A 15,757-nucleotide genomic window follows, 5' to 3' on the forward strand; every position below is an offset into this window, starting at 1 on the left:
GGATTCCTTGAAGCACCTTGGGGTATTATCCAGTAGGTACAACTCTAAGCCATTCAGGCTTCCGTCGCCTCTTCCTCCCAGGGGTTTCCGGGCTTCACTTCTGCTAAAGGATGCAGTTCAGATTCATCTTGAGCAACTCTGGCCGGGAGTGATCGCGGCAAATACTGAATGTCCACGGCCAGGGTGCGGAGATTCAGCAGGAGGACTATGATCGCTGTTGGAACCAGAATCATGAGCAGAGTGTTCGCTTCGACTGCTTGGGGGCCATTGTCGATGAGTGTGACGAGCGTCCAGATGGGGTTAGACACTTGCAAGAAAGAGAAGTCACTGCCCATTCGGAGTGACGGAGTCATCAAGTAGATCACTTGGGGAATACCACAAGCGATCAGAAGTAGCACGAGTTGAATCAGGAAGCCCGCAGACAATTGAACGTAAGTGACGGTCCTCATGAGACTAGTAATGAGTTTTCCCACGCCGAGGAAGATCACGAAATAGCACCAACTCAAGAGGAGAAAGTAGACGACGGTGTTGTGAGAGGGCCAATTCCTTGAAGTGGGGACCCAAGCCGTAACAGCCAACCCTGCGATGGTCATTGCCGTCAGTGTACTCACGGCGAACATGTAACCCGTGTGGGGTCCTGGATTGAACCAGGTGAGAAACACTCTGCCCAACGTACTGGATGGCAAACTTCTCATGACTCTGCGTGATAGATGGGGCCACTCGCTGGTCATAAAGGCCCCCATGATATACCAGAAAACGACTGAACCTGCGGTAGCCGTAAGAACCATTTGCAGGAAGAACTCGATCGTCGGCGGTTCAATGAAGACTATCGCACCAATCCAACCGATCATACAGGCATGCAAAATAAGCATGCATTTTCTTATAGGAGTCGAGTGATTGTCGCTGTTGAAACCAATTTGAGCTGCTGCTGTTGCGTGTAGGAGTGCAAAAAGTGAGGAGTAGAAACTCAACGCTGCTAAGTTGGTAATCCAGAACCAACGTTCTTGGAAATTGACTAACCCTTCTTCAACGAATTCCGGAATTACGGAAATGGTACTCAGCAGAACAATGGCTAGAGAGAGGACAAATAGCAGGGAGATTAATACGTGTGTCTGTCGTGCCTTCACACTTGTACCAGCTTGAAGCCCCAGCATTGATAGTCCCATGCACAAGAACATAAAGTAGATCAACATGAACACAATGGTTGGTATGTCGACACCGCGCAAGAGATAGGTAAAAGCGATACAAGGACTGACCGCACACATATACACCATCATCTGCACGGCAGCACTGCCTAACTTGCCGCTGATGATTTGCTTTGCAGAGAGCGATGTGATTGAGAGCAACTCGTAGGTATTTTCTTCCTGCTCAGCAGCCAGTGATCGAAAAGCGGTAAATGGAACGATAAGTATCAAGGGAATTGCCAAGATCATCGCATAGACAATCAGCATGGTTGGTCCAGAAGCAACGTAATAGACGTCGGGTCCGATAATCGCCACGACGGCGAAACTTGCTGCCCAGCAAGCGATCAGCACGATGAGAAATGTCGCAACAAACTGGCGGCTTTTGAGGGCTTGCCGAGTCTCTTTGACGAGGATCGGGTTTACGCGGTCGATCATCCGCTCTAGCCAAGCTAGTAGGGAGGTGAACATGCCCATCGAGCCAGCCTGTTCGACCGATTCTTGCACGGGTGACGGATTGGGGATTGTTCCAGCACTCACTGCACTCTCCCCTCGGTGACAAACAAGAACACGTCTTCGAGACTCTTAACTTTGCTGGAAAACTCCAGAACGCGGAAACCAGCTTCTACGACTTCACGTAGTAACACCGCTTGATTCTCTTGTCCACCTTCGTGCGTACAGGCTATTTTGCCCGCTTCAAGAGTGATTGCAGTAATGTCGGTACGTTTGCCTAGCCAATCAACCAAGTTGTCAGGATTGCCAAGGACACGCATCCACACTCTGCTGACAGTTTCAGAATGTCCGCTGATTTCTTCTACGCTACCCGTAGCCAATAGCTGTCCTTGTTCAATGATAGCCACTCGGTCGCACAGCTCGGCAAGTTCGGTGAGAATGTGAGAACTAATCAGCACCGCTTTGCCGAGATCAGAGAGCCTATCGATCATTTCGCGCAGCTCTATCCGAGCTCGGGGGTCCAGTCCTGCGGCAGGCTCATCAAGTATGAGCACAGCTGGATCGTGAATCATAGTGCGGCCCAGACAGAGCCTCTGCTTCATGCCCTTGGAGAGACCGTTAATGGGTTTCTCGGCCAGAGTATCAAGAAGAGTGAAATCCATGACGGAATCAACGGCTGTTCTCCGTTCAGTTCCGCGTAAACCATAGGCGCGGGCGAAGAAGTCCAAGTACTCACGAACATTCACATTATCATAGGTGCCAAAATAGTCGGGCATGAAACCAAGCCGACGTCGTACACGGTCGGGATCATCGACGACGGAGAACCCGTCGACAAAAGCATCACCGGAGGTTGGTTCATCGAGAGTCGCCAGAATCCTCATGCTGGTGGTTTTGCCGGCACCATTGGGGCCGATGTAGCCAAAGACCTCGCCCGCATAAACTTCGAAGCTGATGTCGTCGACCGCCCGAGTTTTGCCGAAATGGCGATGCAGGTTCTTCAATTCAATCATTGGCTGCCGGGCTTGGATCATATTACCATTTCCCTCGCACGACATGAAAACTGGCATCTTCGGTAACGTCAGCGAGTCCGAGTGAGAGATCCATGCCATGTTCCGTGATGGCAACAAATGTACGAGGATTCCATCCTTGCGATATGGCAGAGGAAATCGCAGCAATCTGGGTTTCCATTAGATTCTGTGCCAGAGGAAGCGAGACGATGTTTCCGTCAACAGAAATGGATTCAGCCGTGCCAGGAGGAAACTGTGGCTCGTTGTCAGAGAAGAGTTTTCGTAATTGCATCATCGCCTGATTTTGAGTTGTTTCCGGTAGCAGAATCGATCTGTTCGCAGGTATTTCTTCAGACAGGTAAAAACTACCCTCGTCATCCACCACAGCAAGCATTCGGATATCGACGCCCAGTTGATTTGTCGCCTGCAATCCTTCGGCCACTTGCTCGAAGTCGATCTGTTTCTGCACCTCGCGACTCGTGATCGTCAAATACTGGGTTGGGGTCCGAGAGGCTAGCCAACCATCAATAAGCTTTTCTGTGCCATCCCAATGTAATTCGCGACGCTGCTGTGCAAGCCCACGAATCATGCGGCGATTGCCAGTACGGGAGGCGGGCAATATCGGATAGACCAGCGTATCGGTTGGCAGTTCCAGTCCATTAGCAGGAGCAATTCCCGAGAAGTAAGAGAGCCTCGCCCAACATGCCGTTGTCCCCGAGCGTTGGTCTAGGAGGGTGAAACTACGGGCACGAACTATCGTTCCAAAGCCGTCAGTAATGTAACTATAGACAAGCAATAAAAATATCGTTGCCAAGGCTGCCACTGGGACCGTGAGGAGCAGAAGCGGAAGTTGCTCGCGTCGTTTCAGTAGGAGGTAATTTGCTGGTCCGATGCCCAACACGAACAAAGTGAGCAGGGCTTGAAAGGCCGTTACTGGTGCGGTTCCCACATCGGGAATTAACCAGTCATTAAAATTATCATTCCCCGCATCTGGATCGTTGCCGTGACGGCCAACCCAGGAAAGTCGATCAGCGAGCAATGATTGTGTGATCGCCCATGAAGTCTCTTCCGCAGTTTTGCCAAATCTTGAGGACTCAGCAAATACCGTAACCGTACCCATTCCCAACAGTCGTGTCGTGAACCATTTTCTTGAATCCTGAGGTTCTGTAGCGTCTTGATCAACGGGTTCAGTCGTTAATTGAGATAGGGGGGCTTGAAGTTGCCGGAGTTTTTCCAGCTTATCGGTGCCTGGATTGTCGACCTTGGGAAACCGCCAGCCGCGTTCCAGAAGTGCTTGGGAGCCGCTCTCAAGTTCTCCCTCTTCACCGGAAATCCCCAACGCGGCTTCGACTTGGGAGATTTGCTCGTATTGTTTGCCGGCGTCAAACACCCACAGATTGCCCCCTGAACGAATCCATCTTAGAAGTTCAGCAAGTCGTACAGGCTGCATCGTATTGAAAGATTCCAGTTCATCGAGAACTGTGATCACTACGTCAAAAGAAGAGTAGTCGACCCATGTCGAAGGTAGTTCAGTTTTACGCCAAGCATAAGTTTCAGCAGGTGTTCCGCCAATCTCCCTCAGTAGGCGATTGTTGCTAAGATAACCTGCTGGACTCAATAGCATTGCTGAAAAGTTGTAGCCGCCGTATCCCGACTGGGAATTCGAAGACCTTGGATGCTGAACAAGTTCCATACTCAGCTGATTATCTTGCACTCCATCGACCCACGTTTCGCAGCCAATGTATCGCCATTCGACATATTCAGGAACTAAGACTGAAAAGGTCGATAAAGTACTTCCGGCAGCAAGCTCGAAATCTTGTTCAACGACAATGGCTGGATTCTTGTCCCACCGGCGTGCCGCGAAGAATCGAATCGTGACTTGGACATCAGCTGGTATGGGAAGCAGTGATTTGAAGGTGAAACGAACAGGCCTGTAACCATGTTCGCCGATCCAATTCGTGTCAATATTGAGACGAAGTGCTGACTGTTTTGAGTATCGCGGAGTGTTGTTTTGTGAAACGGGTAACTCTAAAAGAAGACCGCTTGCGGCTGGCGCTTCTGGTGGAATCGCATTCCAAGTACTGATCAAAAATAGAGCGAAGATTATCCACTTTACCCTGGCGAACGTATGTTGTCGAATGTGAGTCATAGAGAAGCAACGTTCAAGAACTGCGAGGCGAGGCAGTAGATTCGGGGAGATACCTATCATCTGGATTGGCTTGGATTCCGCCTTGCGGAGTGCGAGAGGGCAACTGTTCTTTCCTGAGCACTTTCGACAAGGCCATCACAATCACATACGTACAAGCATGGACGAGGAGTACAAACACGATGCTCAAGACGGCCACGCTCAGAGCAATCGCCCAATAGCTACCGGCGACGGCACGAGCCAACACCAGGCTGAACAGGGCACAAATTGTCACCCACTTAAGTGTTGATCTTAATGTAAATCTCGGCAAGAACATGCTAGCTATTGTCGCAGAGTCGGCTGGTGTTGAGCAAGTCTTTGGTTGAGGTGTGGATTACTTCATTGATCTGACCTGACCAACACTTTGCTCAGGGAGTTCCGCTCACAAGTGTGCCTCCGGCGAGAAGGTCTCGCTTTCATTGTTGTTTCAGCCTCTAGCCTCGTAACACTTGTGCCTGTAGCATGAAACACGGGAGTAACCACTGATTGTAATGAATCTAAGAGGGAGCAGATGTCTCGAAATCGTGTGATAATTCTCAATTCGGCTCGCAATCTCATTGCTGTAATTTTCACCTATTCGGTGATGGTGTCGTCCTCGCATGCTGCCCCAGAAGTCGAGGCCTATATCGGCCAGCCCTTGGGGGTTGCCCGAGTGACGGTGGACGTGTTTCGAGGTGAGCCGTCGTTGCCACTCAATGATGAGCGGTTTACGGTCGCCGAGAAGGATGGCCGTGCTATCTATCCGGTTGTGAAAGTGGAACCAGCTCGGCAATTCCTACGCGGGTTGCTAGGAATCCAAACACCTCGCACGGTGACGATGTATTTTCTGTTCCGCGGAGACGAGCCATTTGATATTTCGGCTTATTCCCCGGTGGAGCAGGGAGTGCGCATTAAACCGCAGCGAAACGCCCAGGGACATCAACGTTTGCTCGGCGAGTGGTGGGAACAACTCACCCAACGGTGGTCGCGTTTGCAGAAAGATCCTGAGTTTCCGCCGATTGCCGAGAACTTTCTGGTGGCTTCCTTCGCCCGACGTTTGAATCGTCCTGTGCCGAAAATTGGTGGAGGGTTATTTGGGCTGCAGGAAAAAGATTCGGCCCTGCAAGAGATGTTCGGTGGCGAAGCGGCCCTCCTGGCAGTCGACCGCGAGATGGTGCTGGGAACGAGTGCCGATTCACAAGAGTTGCAGGAGCTTCCGCCGCCTCCCAACTGGACTGCAGTGGAAGTTGATGAATCGAAGTTGGATGAGGTACCCCTCGAGGCCCTGGCCACCCATGTACCGGAAGAGTGTTTTTACTTGCGGTTCGGCAATTTCAATAATTACTTTTGGTTCCGCGATTTCAATGCAAAGTGGGACGGTGACCTAAAGAACATGTTGATGCGTCGCGGTATCAAAGGGAACCAGATGAGTCGCATCGAACAACAATTGTCACTTAGGGAAAATGTACTCTCTAGGGTTCTTGCTCCTCAATTCATTAGTGATGCAGCTTTGATTGGTTTGGATCCCTATATGCGGCAGGGAGCTGCGATTGGTATTCTGGTCCAGGCTCGGAACAACCAACTTCTCTCCCAAGATTTTATGCGGCAACGACGAGATTCTTTGCAATACTTTCCTGATGCGACAGAGACAACGGTGAGCATTGCCGGCAAGGACGTCTCACTGATATCTACACCCGACGGCCAACTACGGACCTACTATGCCCAGTCAGGCGATTTTCATTTGGTGACAACGTCTCGTAAGATTGTGGAGCGGTTTTTTGAAGCAGGAGAGGGAGACCACTCGCTGGCTTCCTTGCCGAGTTTCCGGCAGGCACGCCAAAAATTGCTACTGGAGAAAGAGCATACGATCTTTGGTTTTTTCTCCGAAAAGTTTTTCCAGAATTTACTATCGCCCGAGTACTGGGTCGAAGCCCGACGCCGCCAGCAGGCTGCCCAGCAGTCACACCTTGTTGAGATGGCTCGTTACGCTGCAGAATGTGAAGGATTGCCAGCAATTACTACCGAGGAGTTGATTGCTACAGGTATTCTGCCTAAGGGTTTTGGGATTCGCGCGGATGGGAGCCGCATAGAGGAAACAGACGACGGTCACTTGGATTCGCTTCGAGGTACCCCTGGCTTTTTTGTTCCCGTGGGTGACATCGATGTTAAGCAAGCTTCGGCTGCCGAGCTTGAAGCGTATCGAAAGTTCCTTGCTAGTTTTGCTGAAGAAGTGGGCGAGATGCCACCGATCGCATTTGGAGTCCAACGTCTGCCCCGCACTCCGGAGGAGGATCACACACTACATATCGATGCGATTGCAGCACCCTTGGGAAAAGTAAGACTTGGAAGACTGATCGACTCACTTGGGGAGCCCATCGACGAACAGATGAAACCGATTTCTGGTAATGTGGTGTCGCTCGAAGCGGTGCTCGATCTGCCAGTGCCCTTGATCGGAGGTGGCAGCCAGCCGCATTTGTTGTTTGGAGGACTCCGCGATTTTCGTTCTCCGCTAGTCGTCAAGCAAGGTAAAGTGTCCCCGGGTGTTGCGAGGAGTGAGTTGGTTCGAGGCTATGTGGGGGCCTGGCCCCGACCGGGACTACTTGAAATGTTGCAAGGGCCAGAGCATGCTAACGGTCCGGAGCCCCAGGCGCTTGGTGACCAGATGTGGCAGGCACAGTCGGACAATTTCTTGCTTATTTCATTCAAGCCAGACGTAATACGAGAAGTCGAACCGCAATTGGGATTCGAACCTGCGGAACGGCCTGCCCAAGTAAGGGTGAGAGCTGATGATCTCACAGGAAAGCAGATTTCCGAAACCGTCAGCGCTTTGGCCTATTCGCGTACAAGGGAGACATCGGTGTCCCCCAGTCGAATGATGAATTCGCTTGCCAATCTGCTTCATGTTCCACGTGAGGATTGCTTGAAATTCGCCGAACGTTTGGTGGATGGTAAGTTTGCCTGTGCCTTGGGCGGTGAATATCAGCTCTATGAGACCGAGGGTTCGCTGCCAGTTTGGTCCTCAACGGCATTGCCTGTCTCCAATCGCTTTATGCTCACTGAGGTCCCCGAAGGGTTTAAGGTCGCGTTCTTGGAGTGGTTCCGCGGGATGCAGGGTGACCTGCGTGTGGCCGATGGCGAACTGTCGGCTCATGTGGAACTGATGATGGCCCCCGATGCGCTGCCATGATGCCTGATTCGCCAGTTCCTCGTTTTAGTAATCGACCTTTCCCGCCCTACAGCTACGTGCCGGGCAGTGGAACGCCCCATCCTGTGAGTGATCCGAGCGGTCACATGCACGGTGAAACGGAGTCAGCCGAGTCGCCTCTTGATCCCATAAACTGGGAGGCGAGCGAGACGTTCCTCTATGCGGTCGATCTCTTCAATCACGGTTACTTCTGGGAGGCCCACGAAGCATGGGAAGCCTTGTGGCATGCGGCCGGCCGCAAGGGAACAGATGCCGATTTCTTGAAAGGGCTCATCAAACTGGCGGCGGCAGGTGTGAAGCAATGCGAGGGCAATCCAACAGGTGTCGGCCGACATGCGCGTAGAGCGATCGAACTGTTGAGTTCTCTCTCGCGTTCAAGCTATTGCGGGGTGAATCTCGATTTGATTCTGCAAGATGCACAGCGAACGGCCGACGATCCAGGAGCTAAGTTTGCGCCAATTGTGCTTGCTGTGCTGCCTCCATGAGAAGCCCTGCTCGATAGCTACTGCGGACGAGCGGACCGGATGCTACGCCGAGGAAACCCATTGCCAATGCCGCATTCTTCCATGACTCGAATTGGTCAGGGTGAACAAACCGGTCTACAGGCAGGTACCGAGTGCCCGGTTTGCCGGGGGCGAGGTACTGACCCAAGGTTAGCAGTTCCACGCCAACGGTGCGTAAAGCTTGCATTGATTCAGTCACTTCCATGTCTGTCTCACCCAAGCCAACCATGAGGCTGCTTTTAGTCCAGAGATCAGGACGTAGTTGTTTGGCTTGGCGCAGTACTTCGAGGCTTTGGGCAAATGAAGCCCGAGGATCTCGGACTAGTTTGTCGAGCCGCGGTACGCATTCGACGTTATGCGCGAAGACGGCTAGTGGGATTTCATTCAGCAGATGGGTGAGTGCTGCATGATTACCATCGAGATCACTGGACAGGAGTTCCACAGTTGTCCCGGGCAACCGCCGCTTGACTGCCGTCACGCATCGCTTGTAATGATCGGCGCCACCATCGGGGAGATCGTCGCGATTGACGACCGTGATAACGACATGCGCCAAACTCATCCGCTCGACTGCGTCGGCCAGGCGCTCTGGCTCATCTGTTTCCAGTGGCGGTGGTTGCTTCAGAGTCTCGACCGAACAAAACCGGCAGCCGCGCGTACATTCCTTGCCGGCAATCATGAAAGTAGCCGTGCCACGCGCCCAACAGTCGTGGATGTTGGGACAACGAGCCTCTTCGCAAACCGTATGCAGTTGGTTTTCTGCAACCGTTGAATGCGTACCATTGAACGAAGCCTGTGCGCCGCCGGCGGGGAGATTCACCCGCAGCCACTCGGGCAGCCGCTGCCGCCCATTGGGCGATCTCGTGGTTTCGACAATCGGTAGCGTGATCATGCGGAGCCAGTCTCGTTCAGCCTGTGAGACCTTCGAACAAAGGTGTCGACAGGTACCGCTCACCAAGGCTGCACATGATCGTAACGATTCGCTTGCCGGCGAACTCTGGCCGAGCAGCAATTTTGGCTGCGGCACACATATTCGCGCCACTCGAAATACCGGCCATAATACCTTCCTCGCGTGCCAGGCGACGAGACCATTGAAACGCCTCTTCGTTGCTGATCGAGATCGCTTCATCGACGATGGTCGTATCCAGATTCTTAGGAATAAACCCGGCACCGATACCTTGAATTTTGTGTGGCCCCGGCTGACCACCTCCGATGACTGGCGAATCTGCTGGTTCGACGGCGAAGGCTTTGAACGAAGAATTTCGCGGCTTGATATATCGTGCCACCCCGGTGATAGTGCCTCCTGTACCGACACCGGCGACGATGGCATCGATGTTTTCTCCAGAGTCCTCCCAAATTTCTGGGCCTGTGGTCTTCTCGTGAATCCCAGGATTCGCGGGATTCTCGAACTGTTGCGGCATCCAAGCATTTTCAGTGCCGCTGACAATTTCACTCGCCTTTTCGATTGCTGCCTTCATTCCCCCTGCAGCAGGTGTGAGGACCAATTCGGCGCCCATGGCTCGCAACAAGGCACGTCGCTCAACCGACATCGACTCGGGCATGGTGAGTGTGAGTCGATACCCTTTGGCTGCGCAAACAAAGGCGAGTGCGATCCCCGTATTGCCACTGGTCGGCTCGACAATGAGTGTTTTGGAATTCACATGGCCAGCCTTCTCGCCAGCTTCGATCATCGCCACGCCAATTCGGTCCTTGACGCTATTGAGTGGCTGGAAAAACTCGCATTTGGCGAACACGGTAGCTTGCCCCTCAGGAACCAGCCGATTAATGCGAATCATAGGGGTATCACCAATCGCAGTGGCGATGCTGTCGTAAGTTTTGTTGCGTGGCATGGTCTTCCTTTACTTTACTGGACGAGGAATCGGTATGTTGAGAGCGTGGCCGCCCTGGAACGGTATAGAGGGCAATAAACCGTGGATTATCAGCACTTCGGCTGGTCTCGACAAGCCCTGAATAAGGTGGGAAATCAAGGGCTATTGATTATGTAGCAATCTTATCGCACTAAAAACAAATGCTCACTTCCCCGGATGAATAACTGATCACGGATCGGGATTGGCGTGGCCACGCATTGTTCGTCAAAGTTGTATTCGCTCAGTTGCTCGTACCCGTCGGCTATCCGACCGACGTTAATCGCGCCGTCTTCTCGCAGGCAATAGAGCAGACCGTTGGCCAGTATGGGAGAAGAAAAATACTTGGCGCGGCCGCGCGGCAGTTCCGCTGTCCAAAGTTCCTCCCCGGATTCAATATTGAGACAAGTCAGATCCCCACGATCACTCAGTACGATTACCTTACCTTCGTTCACCAAGGGCGTGGGCACATCGCCGGCCTTCGCGGGTACTTCCCATAGCTTTCCGGTGCCAGTGATATCGCCTTGCCCGCCGAGTTCGATCGCGGTGAGCATTTCACCACGACGATAAGGCACGATGGCGATGTCTCCGGAAACAGTTGGTGAGGCAATTGTCCGCTGAGCGGCTTCGCCTGCGGGATTAAGACCGCCACATTCCCACAAGAGCTTTCCGGTTTGCACTTCGTGGCCGGTCACATGGTCGGCCCCGAGAGTGACGATCACTTTCTTGTCACTTGAGAGTGCGGGAGTCGTGTAGGAGTTATCACATTCCTTGGGGACTTCATAAACACGGTCTGTCTTCCAAGCTTCTTTGCCGGTGGCCAAGTCCAGGGTGACTAGAAATCCATCTCCGTCGTTCATTACAGCGACGATTACTAGATCACCAACCAGCACAGGAGAAGTGCCCAGGTCCCACCATAGAGTATCTTCTCCATATTGTTCTTGGAGGTTCGATTCCCAAAGTACTTTGCCAGCCAAGTCCAAACAGGCGAGCGTGCCACTCTTGTAATACACGATAAGGTTCTCACCATCGGTGATGGGTGAGGAATTGCTGCCACTACCGTTCTTGTGTTTGCCGGCACGCTCAGGACCAAACAGATGTCGCCACTGTTCTTTGCCCGCGAAGTCGTAGCAGACAACACCGTCGGAACCATCAATGCCAGAAGTCACGAAAATCTGGTCACCCCAGACTGCAGGGGTGGAGCAACCTCGGCCGGGAAGTTCGACTTTCCAAGCGATATTGTCCTCGGTGATAGATGCCGGGTAGTTGCCGGATGAAACAACGGCAGAAGCATCAGGGCCTCGCCATTGGGGCCAGTTTTCGGCAGCTGGCGAGTAAGCAACTTTAAAGAGAGTGAAAGCTACGAGGAGCGTTGTAGAGAATTTCATGGCACATTATGTGAGAGAGATGAAACTAGAATTAGAAACACCCGAATTGTAAGGCAATCCAATCTAGATGTCACGGTCCGGGGAAGAGAATACACAGCTAAGAGTCCCTTTAGATTAAGATCGAGGGCCCCAGCCACCACCTCCCGGCGTTTCTATGGTTAGTACATCCCCAGGCTCAATTGATCGCTCACAGATGCCGGGGAGTTCGATCTTGGTGCCTTTTGCCAAGTGCAAAATATTTTTTCCGAGTTGCCCGGGGTCTCCTCCATTCAAGCCATAGGGCGCGTGCGGTCCACGACGCTCGGTGATGAGTGACAATTCCAACGGTTCGAGGAATTCCAATCGCCGCACGACACCGTCGCCACCGTGATGAACCCCAGCCCCACCTGAGCCGCGGCGGATGCTGAATTCTAGTAAACTTAACGGGAGTCGGCGTTCCAGGATTTCAGGATCGGTTGCGCGAGTGTTGGTCATGTGAACCTGCACGGCACTGGCGCCGGGGCCTTCATGCGTAGCACCGCTGCCGCCGCAAATGGTTTCATAGTAGCCGAACTCGGCGTTGCCAAAGAGAAGGTTGTTCATGGTTCCCTGGCTGGCGGCGGCCACGCCGAAGGCACCCAAGAGTACGTCAACCACGCGTTGGGAAGTCTCAACATTGCCAGCGGCGACCGCGGGGCTTTCTGCTAGGGTGGCACCACGGGGCGGATTCAAGAGGCCTGGAGGCAGGTAGATATTCACGGCGCGAAGGGCACCTTCATTGAGTGGCAAGTCTTCGTTGACCAAGAGATGCAGTACGTAGAGCACTGCGGCGGAGACAATGGCTGGGTTGGCATTGAGGTTGCCCTCGACGACGGGGCCGCTCCCAGTAAAGTCGATGCTGGCTACAGGCCCTTCGGCATCGGATTGGAATGTGATTTTCGTACAGATTGGCACACTTTCCCCTTCGGCAGTCTCCAGGTAGTCAGTGAATTCACGATCTTCGTTGCCGAAACTGGCAAGTGCGTGGCGGACTTTTGCAGTGGCGGCGTCTTGGATACCGAGCATCTTGTCTTGGACTACGGGCAAGGAATATCGCTCGACGAGGGCTAGCAAATCGCGGGCACCTTGTTGGTTGGCGGCAACCTGGGCGCGAATGTCGGCCAAGTTTTCTTCCACACGGCGGGAAGGGTAGGGAGGCTGTGACAGCAGTTTCCGGAGCTCGGCTTCTCGTGATTCGCCGTTCTTCACAAATGCAAAGTTGGAGATCAACACTCCTTCTTCGCCGAGTGTGCGGGAACGGGGGGGCATCGAGCCAGGCCGCACGCCGCCAATCTCAGCGTGATGGGCACGGCAGGCGGTGAAGAACAGCAGGTCACCTGTGGAGGGATCATGCACGGGGGTAATGACTGTCACGTCGGGAAGATGGGAGCCTCCGCGGTAGGGATCGTTCGAGATGTAAACGTCGCCTGGTGAAAGGTTTGGATTCTCGGCGATGATTCCGCGGACCGTGGCACTCATTGCACCTAAGTGAACTGGGACGTGTGGAGCGTTGGCAACGAGGTCACCTGATGCGGTGAATACGGCACAACTGTAGTCGAGACGCTCTTTGACGTTCACGCTGAGTGCAGTTCGTCGCAGCACATGGCCCATTTGTTCGGCGATTCCGGCGAAAAGATTGTTGAAGACGGCCAACATGACGGCTTCACTCTGCTGAGAACTTTCTTGAGCAGAGATACTATCGGGAGAATTGTCTGTGAGGAGCAATTCGCTGCCGGAGAGCGTTTCACATTGCCAACCTGCTTCTATGAGGATCGTGGAATGCATATCAGCGATTAGCGCAGGGCCGGTGAGAGTAGCACCTGAGATGAGGTCTGCTCGGTCGTAGCAGGGAATCTGAAGGTCTTGGCCGTTAAGCCGGCAAGCGGCGTGAGTGGTGGGTGTGACTTGATTGACGGGGCAGCGCGACGAAGCAATTGATTTGCTTCCTGTCTTGCCAAGAGCTTCGACTCGTAGGGCTAAAATCTCAATCGGTATATCGGTGGGAACGTAGCCGAATTGCTCCCGGTGGAGTGACTCGAATGATCTTGCGACGTTGGAGAATGAAGCGAAGGGAACGTTGAGAGGTACGTCGGTTCCCAAGTATCGCAGATCAATCGTGTGATGGATCTCAATCTGTGTGGAAGGGATTCCCTCGGCAATGAGTTCCGCGTAGGGGGCTTGTTCCAACTCATCAAACACAGCCGCCAGTTGCTTGTAGTTGCTCTCAGCAAGTAGTTGTGACATTCCTTGAGCCGCATGACGTACTACGTCAGCTTGACCAATGCCGTAGGCACTGAGGATACCAGCGTCGGGATGATTCAGAATCTGCCGAATGCCAAGTTCGCGTGCCACCGCACAAGCATGTTGGGCAGCTGCCCCCCCAAAGGGAACGAGCAAATAGTCGGCGGGGTCAGCTCCTTTGGCAATCGATACACTACGAATCGCGCGGACCATGTTTGCATTGGCGACCGTAAGAAGTCCTTCGGCTAAATCTACACAACTGAGTTGTTCTTCGGTGGCTTCACAGACGTCAGCGACCAGCGAATCAAGTTTGCGCTGGACGGCAGCGCGGTCAAGCTGAAATGGAAACTTGTCTATGGCGATACGGCCCAGATAGTAATTGAGGTCGGTGACCGTCAGAGGCCCACCGCGACCGTAACAGGCAGGGCCTGGATCGGCACCGGCGCTTGCGGGACCCACGGTTAGTTGTGTTCCGTCAAATCGGCATATCGAACCTCCTCCGGCGGCGACGGTGTTGATCGCCAACATGGGAGTGACAAGCCGCACGCCTGCTTTGCAGGTTTCATATTCGTACTCAAAAGAACCATCGAAGCGCGAGACGTCGGTACTCGTTCCCCCCATGTCAAAGCCGATTGCACGTTCAAACCCAGTCGCCTCAGCAACCTGGGCGTAACCTACCACTCCACCTGCTGGACCAGAAAGCACACTCTGGGTACCGCGGAATGCTTGATCTCCCACCAGTCCGCCGGCGGAGGTCATCAACCGGATCTGGCTACCTGGGAGAGACGCCCGCAGGTTGTCTAGGTAGTTGCGCAGCACGGGGCTGAGGTAGGCATCGACGACAGTGGTTTCAGCACGAGGAACGATTTTCACCAGCGGGGCGACCTCGCTCGATCGGCTAACCTCTTGGAAGCCAACCTCACGTGCAATTTCTTCTACAATCAATTCATGCTCAGGATACAAATCAGCATGTAGTAGGCAAATAGCAAGGGACTCGATACCACTCGATTTTAGATTGCTGAGTTGTCTGTGTATTATGTCACGGTTTGGCTTCATCAAAATAGAACCGTCGGCGGTAACGCGTTCAGCGATTTCGATACTACATTCAGTCAGTGGTGCAGGCTTGACCACTCGCAGAGCAAACAGCTCCGGCCGCTCCTGGCTGCCGATTTCCAGGAGATCGCCAAAGCCCTGGGTGATCGCCAACGCGGTCCGGGCACCGGTACGTGTGAGCAACGCATTCGTCCCCCGTGTAGTCCCCAATCGCAATCGGACTGATGGTATCGACTCGGCGAGTGACAACCCCAGCAAATATCGGATTGCCAGCACCGGTGCTTCGATGTCGCAGCGCATTTCATAGCAGCCACTGTGTGGCGGTGGTTCTGCCAGAGGCGGAAACAATTGCAACTCACCATTTTGCTGGTTGAAGCCAACCACCTTAGACTGAGCAACTGGCGAACCTGTTGCGTCAAGCAGAGTGAAATCAAAGCCTTCCCAAAAGCTTGCTGGATCGCCGATTCGTGAGGCGTCTACTATTCGCTCTCTTGTCGAACCAGCGGCGACGGTCCCCTTGGTGACGGCAGAGCTTAGAAGTTTATGCCGTCGGACGGTTCCATCAGGACTTTGGGCGAGACAATCGGTAAAAGTGCCGCCGACATCGATCCAGAATTCCCAAGTTGGATGAGGCATAGAGGGAGAGGCTGTGGGTGGTCCAAAGGTCATCGCACGTTTGCAA

The 15,757-nt window shown here is 53.4% G+C and carries 10 protein-coding genes; 2 read left to right on the top strand and 8 right to left on the bottom strand.

Annotated features, from left to right (window positions below; all coding sequences use genetic code 11):
* Positions 1 to 53: 53 nt before the first annotated feature.
* Genes Pr1d_RS13505 through Pr1d_RS13520 form a run of 4 tightly spaced genes read right to left on the bottom strand, consistent with a single transcriptional unit; the run spans position 54 to position 5,061 of the window.
* The gene (locus Pr1d_RS13505) at positions 54 to 1,721 is read right to left on the bottom strand and encodes an ABC transporter permease (RefSeq protein WP_148074022.1); all 1,668 of its coding nucleotides are present in this window, start codon (positions 1,719 to 1,721) and stop codon (positions 54 to 56) included.
* The gene (locus tag Pr1d_RS13510; protein ID WP_148074023.1) at positions 1,718 to 2,665 is read right to left on the bottom strand and encodes an ABC transporter ATP-binding protein; all 948 of its coding nucleotides are present in this window, start codon (positions 2,663 to 2,665) and stop codon (positions 1,718 to 1,720) included. The genes Pr1d_RS13505 and Pr1d_RS13510 overlap by 4 nt, the downstream gene beginning before the upstream one ends.
* 1 nt (position 2,666) lies before the next feature.
* Complete coding sequence (locus tag Pr1d_RS13515; protein WP_148074024.1) at positions 2,667 to 4,790, bottom strand: hypothetical protein; 2,124 nt, start codon at positions 4,788 to 4,790, stop codon at positions 2,667 to 2,669.
* 13 nt (positions 4,791 to 4,803) lie between these two features.
* Positions 4,804 to 5,061 carry a hypothetical protein gene (locus Pr1d_RS13520; RefSeq protein ID WP_148074025.1) on the bottom strand — a complete coding sequence of 86 codons (258 nt, stop codon included), beginning with the start codon at positions 5,059 to 5,061 and terminating at the stop codon, positions 4,804 to 4,806.
* 276 nt (positions 5,062 to 5,337) lie between these two features.
* Here Pr1d_RS13520 and Pr1d_RS13525 point away from each other — a divergent pair, with 276 nt between their 5' ends.
* Positions 5,338 to 7,992 carry a hypothetical protein gene (locus Pr1d_RS13525; RefSeq protein WP_148074026.1) on the top strand — a complete coding sequence of 885 codons (2,655 nt, stop codon included), beginning with the start codon at positions 5,338 to 5,340 and terminating at the stop codon, positions 7,990 to 7,992.
* A complete protein-coding gene (locus Pr1d_RS13530) occupies positions 7,989 to 8,495 on the top strand; it encodes a DUF309 domain-containing protein (RefSeq protein ID WP_210417707.1) in 507 nt (168 codons plus the stop codon). The genes Pr1d_RS13525 and Pr1d_RS13530 overlap by 4 nt, the downstream gene beginning before the upstream one ends.
* On the opposite strand, the gene lipA is transcribed toward Pr1d_RS13530, so the two are convergent.
* From lipA to Pr1d_RS13550, 4 genes are all read right to left on the bottom strand, one after another.
* Positions 8,455 to 9,402, bottom strand: coding sequence for a lipoyl synthase (gene lipA / locus Pr1d_RS13535; RefSeq protein ID WP_148074027.1), 948 nt, complete (start codon positions 9,400 to 9,402; stop codon positions 8,455 to 8,457). The genes Pr1d_RS13530 and lipA overlap by 41 nt on opposite strands.
* A 16-nt stretch (positions 9,403 to 9,418) precedes the next feature.
* Positions 9,419 to 10,360: a cysteine synthase A gene (gene cysK, locus Pr1d_RS13540; RefSeq protein ID WP_148074028.1), complete on the bottom strand. Its 942-nt coding sequence runs from the start codon at positions 10,358 to 10,360 to the stop codon at positions 9,419 to 9,421.
* A 161-nt stretch (positions 10,361 to 10,521) separates the two neighbouring features.
* Positions 10,522 to 11,763 (bottom strand): PQQ-binding-like beta-propeller repeat protein, encoded by a 1,242-nt coding sequence (locus Pr1d_RS13545; RefSeq protein ID WP_148074029.1) that lies wholly within the window; start codon positions 11,761 to 11,763, stop codon positions 10,522 to 10,524.
* Positions 11,764 to 11,877: 114 nt separating this feature from the next.
* The gene (locus Pr1d_RS13550; protein ID WP_148074030.1) at positions 11,878 to 15,711 is read right to left on the bottom strand and encodes a hydantoinase B/oxoprolinase family protein; all 3,834 of its coding nucleotides are present in this window, start codon (positions 15,709 to 15,711) and stop codon (positions 11,878 to 11,880) included.
* Positions 15,712 to 15,757 lie beyond the last annotated feature (46 nt).

The sequence above is a fragment of the Bythopirellula goksoeyrii genome (genome assembly GCF_008065115.1).
In the GTDB taxonomy this organism is placed as follows: Bacteria; Planctomycetota; Planctomycetia; order Pirellulales; family Lacipirellulaceae; genus Bythopirellula; species Bythopirellula goksoeyrii.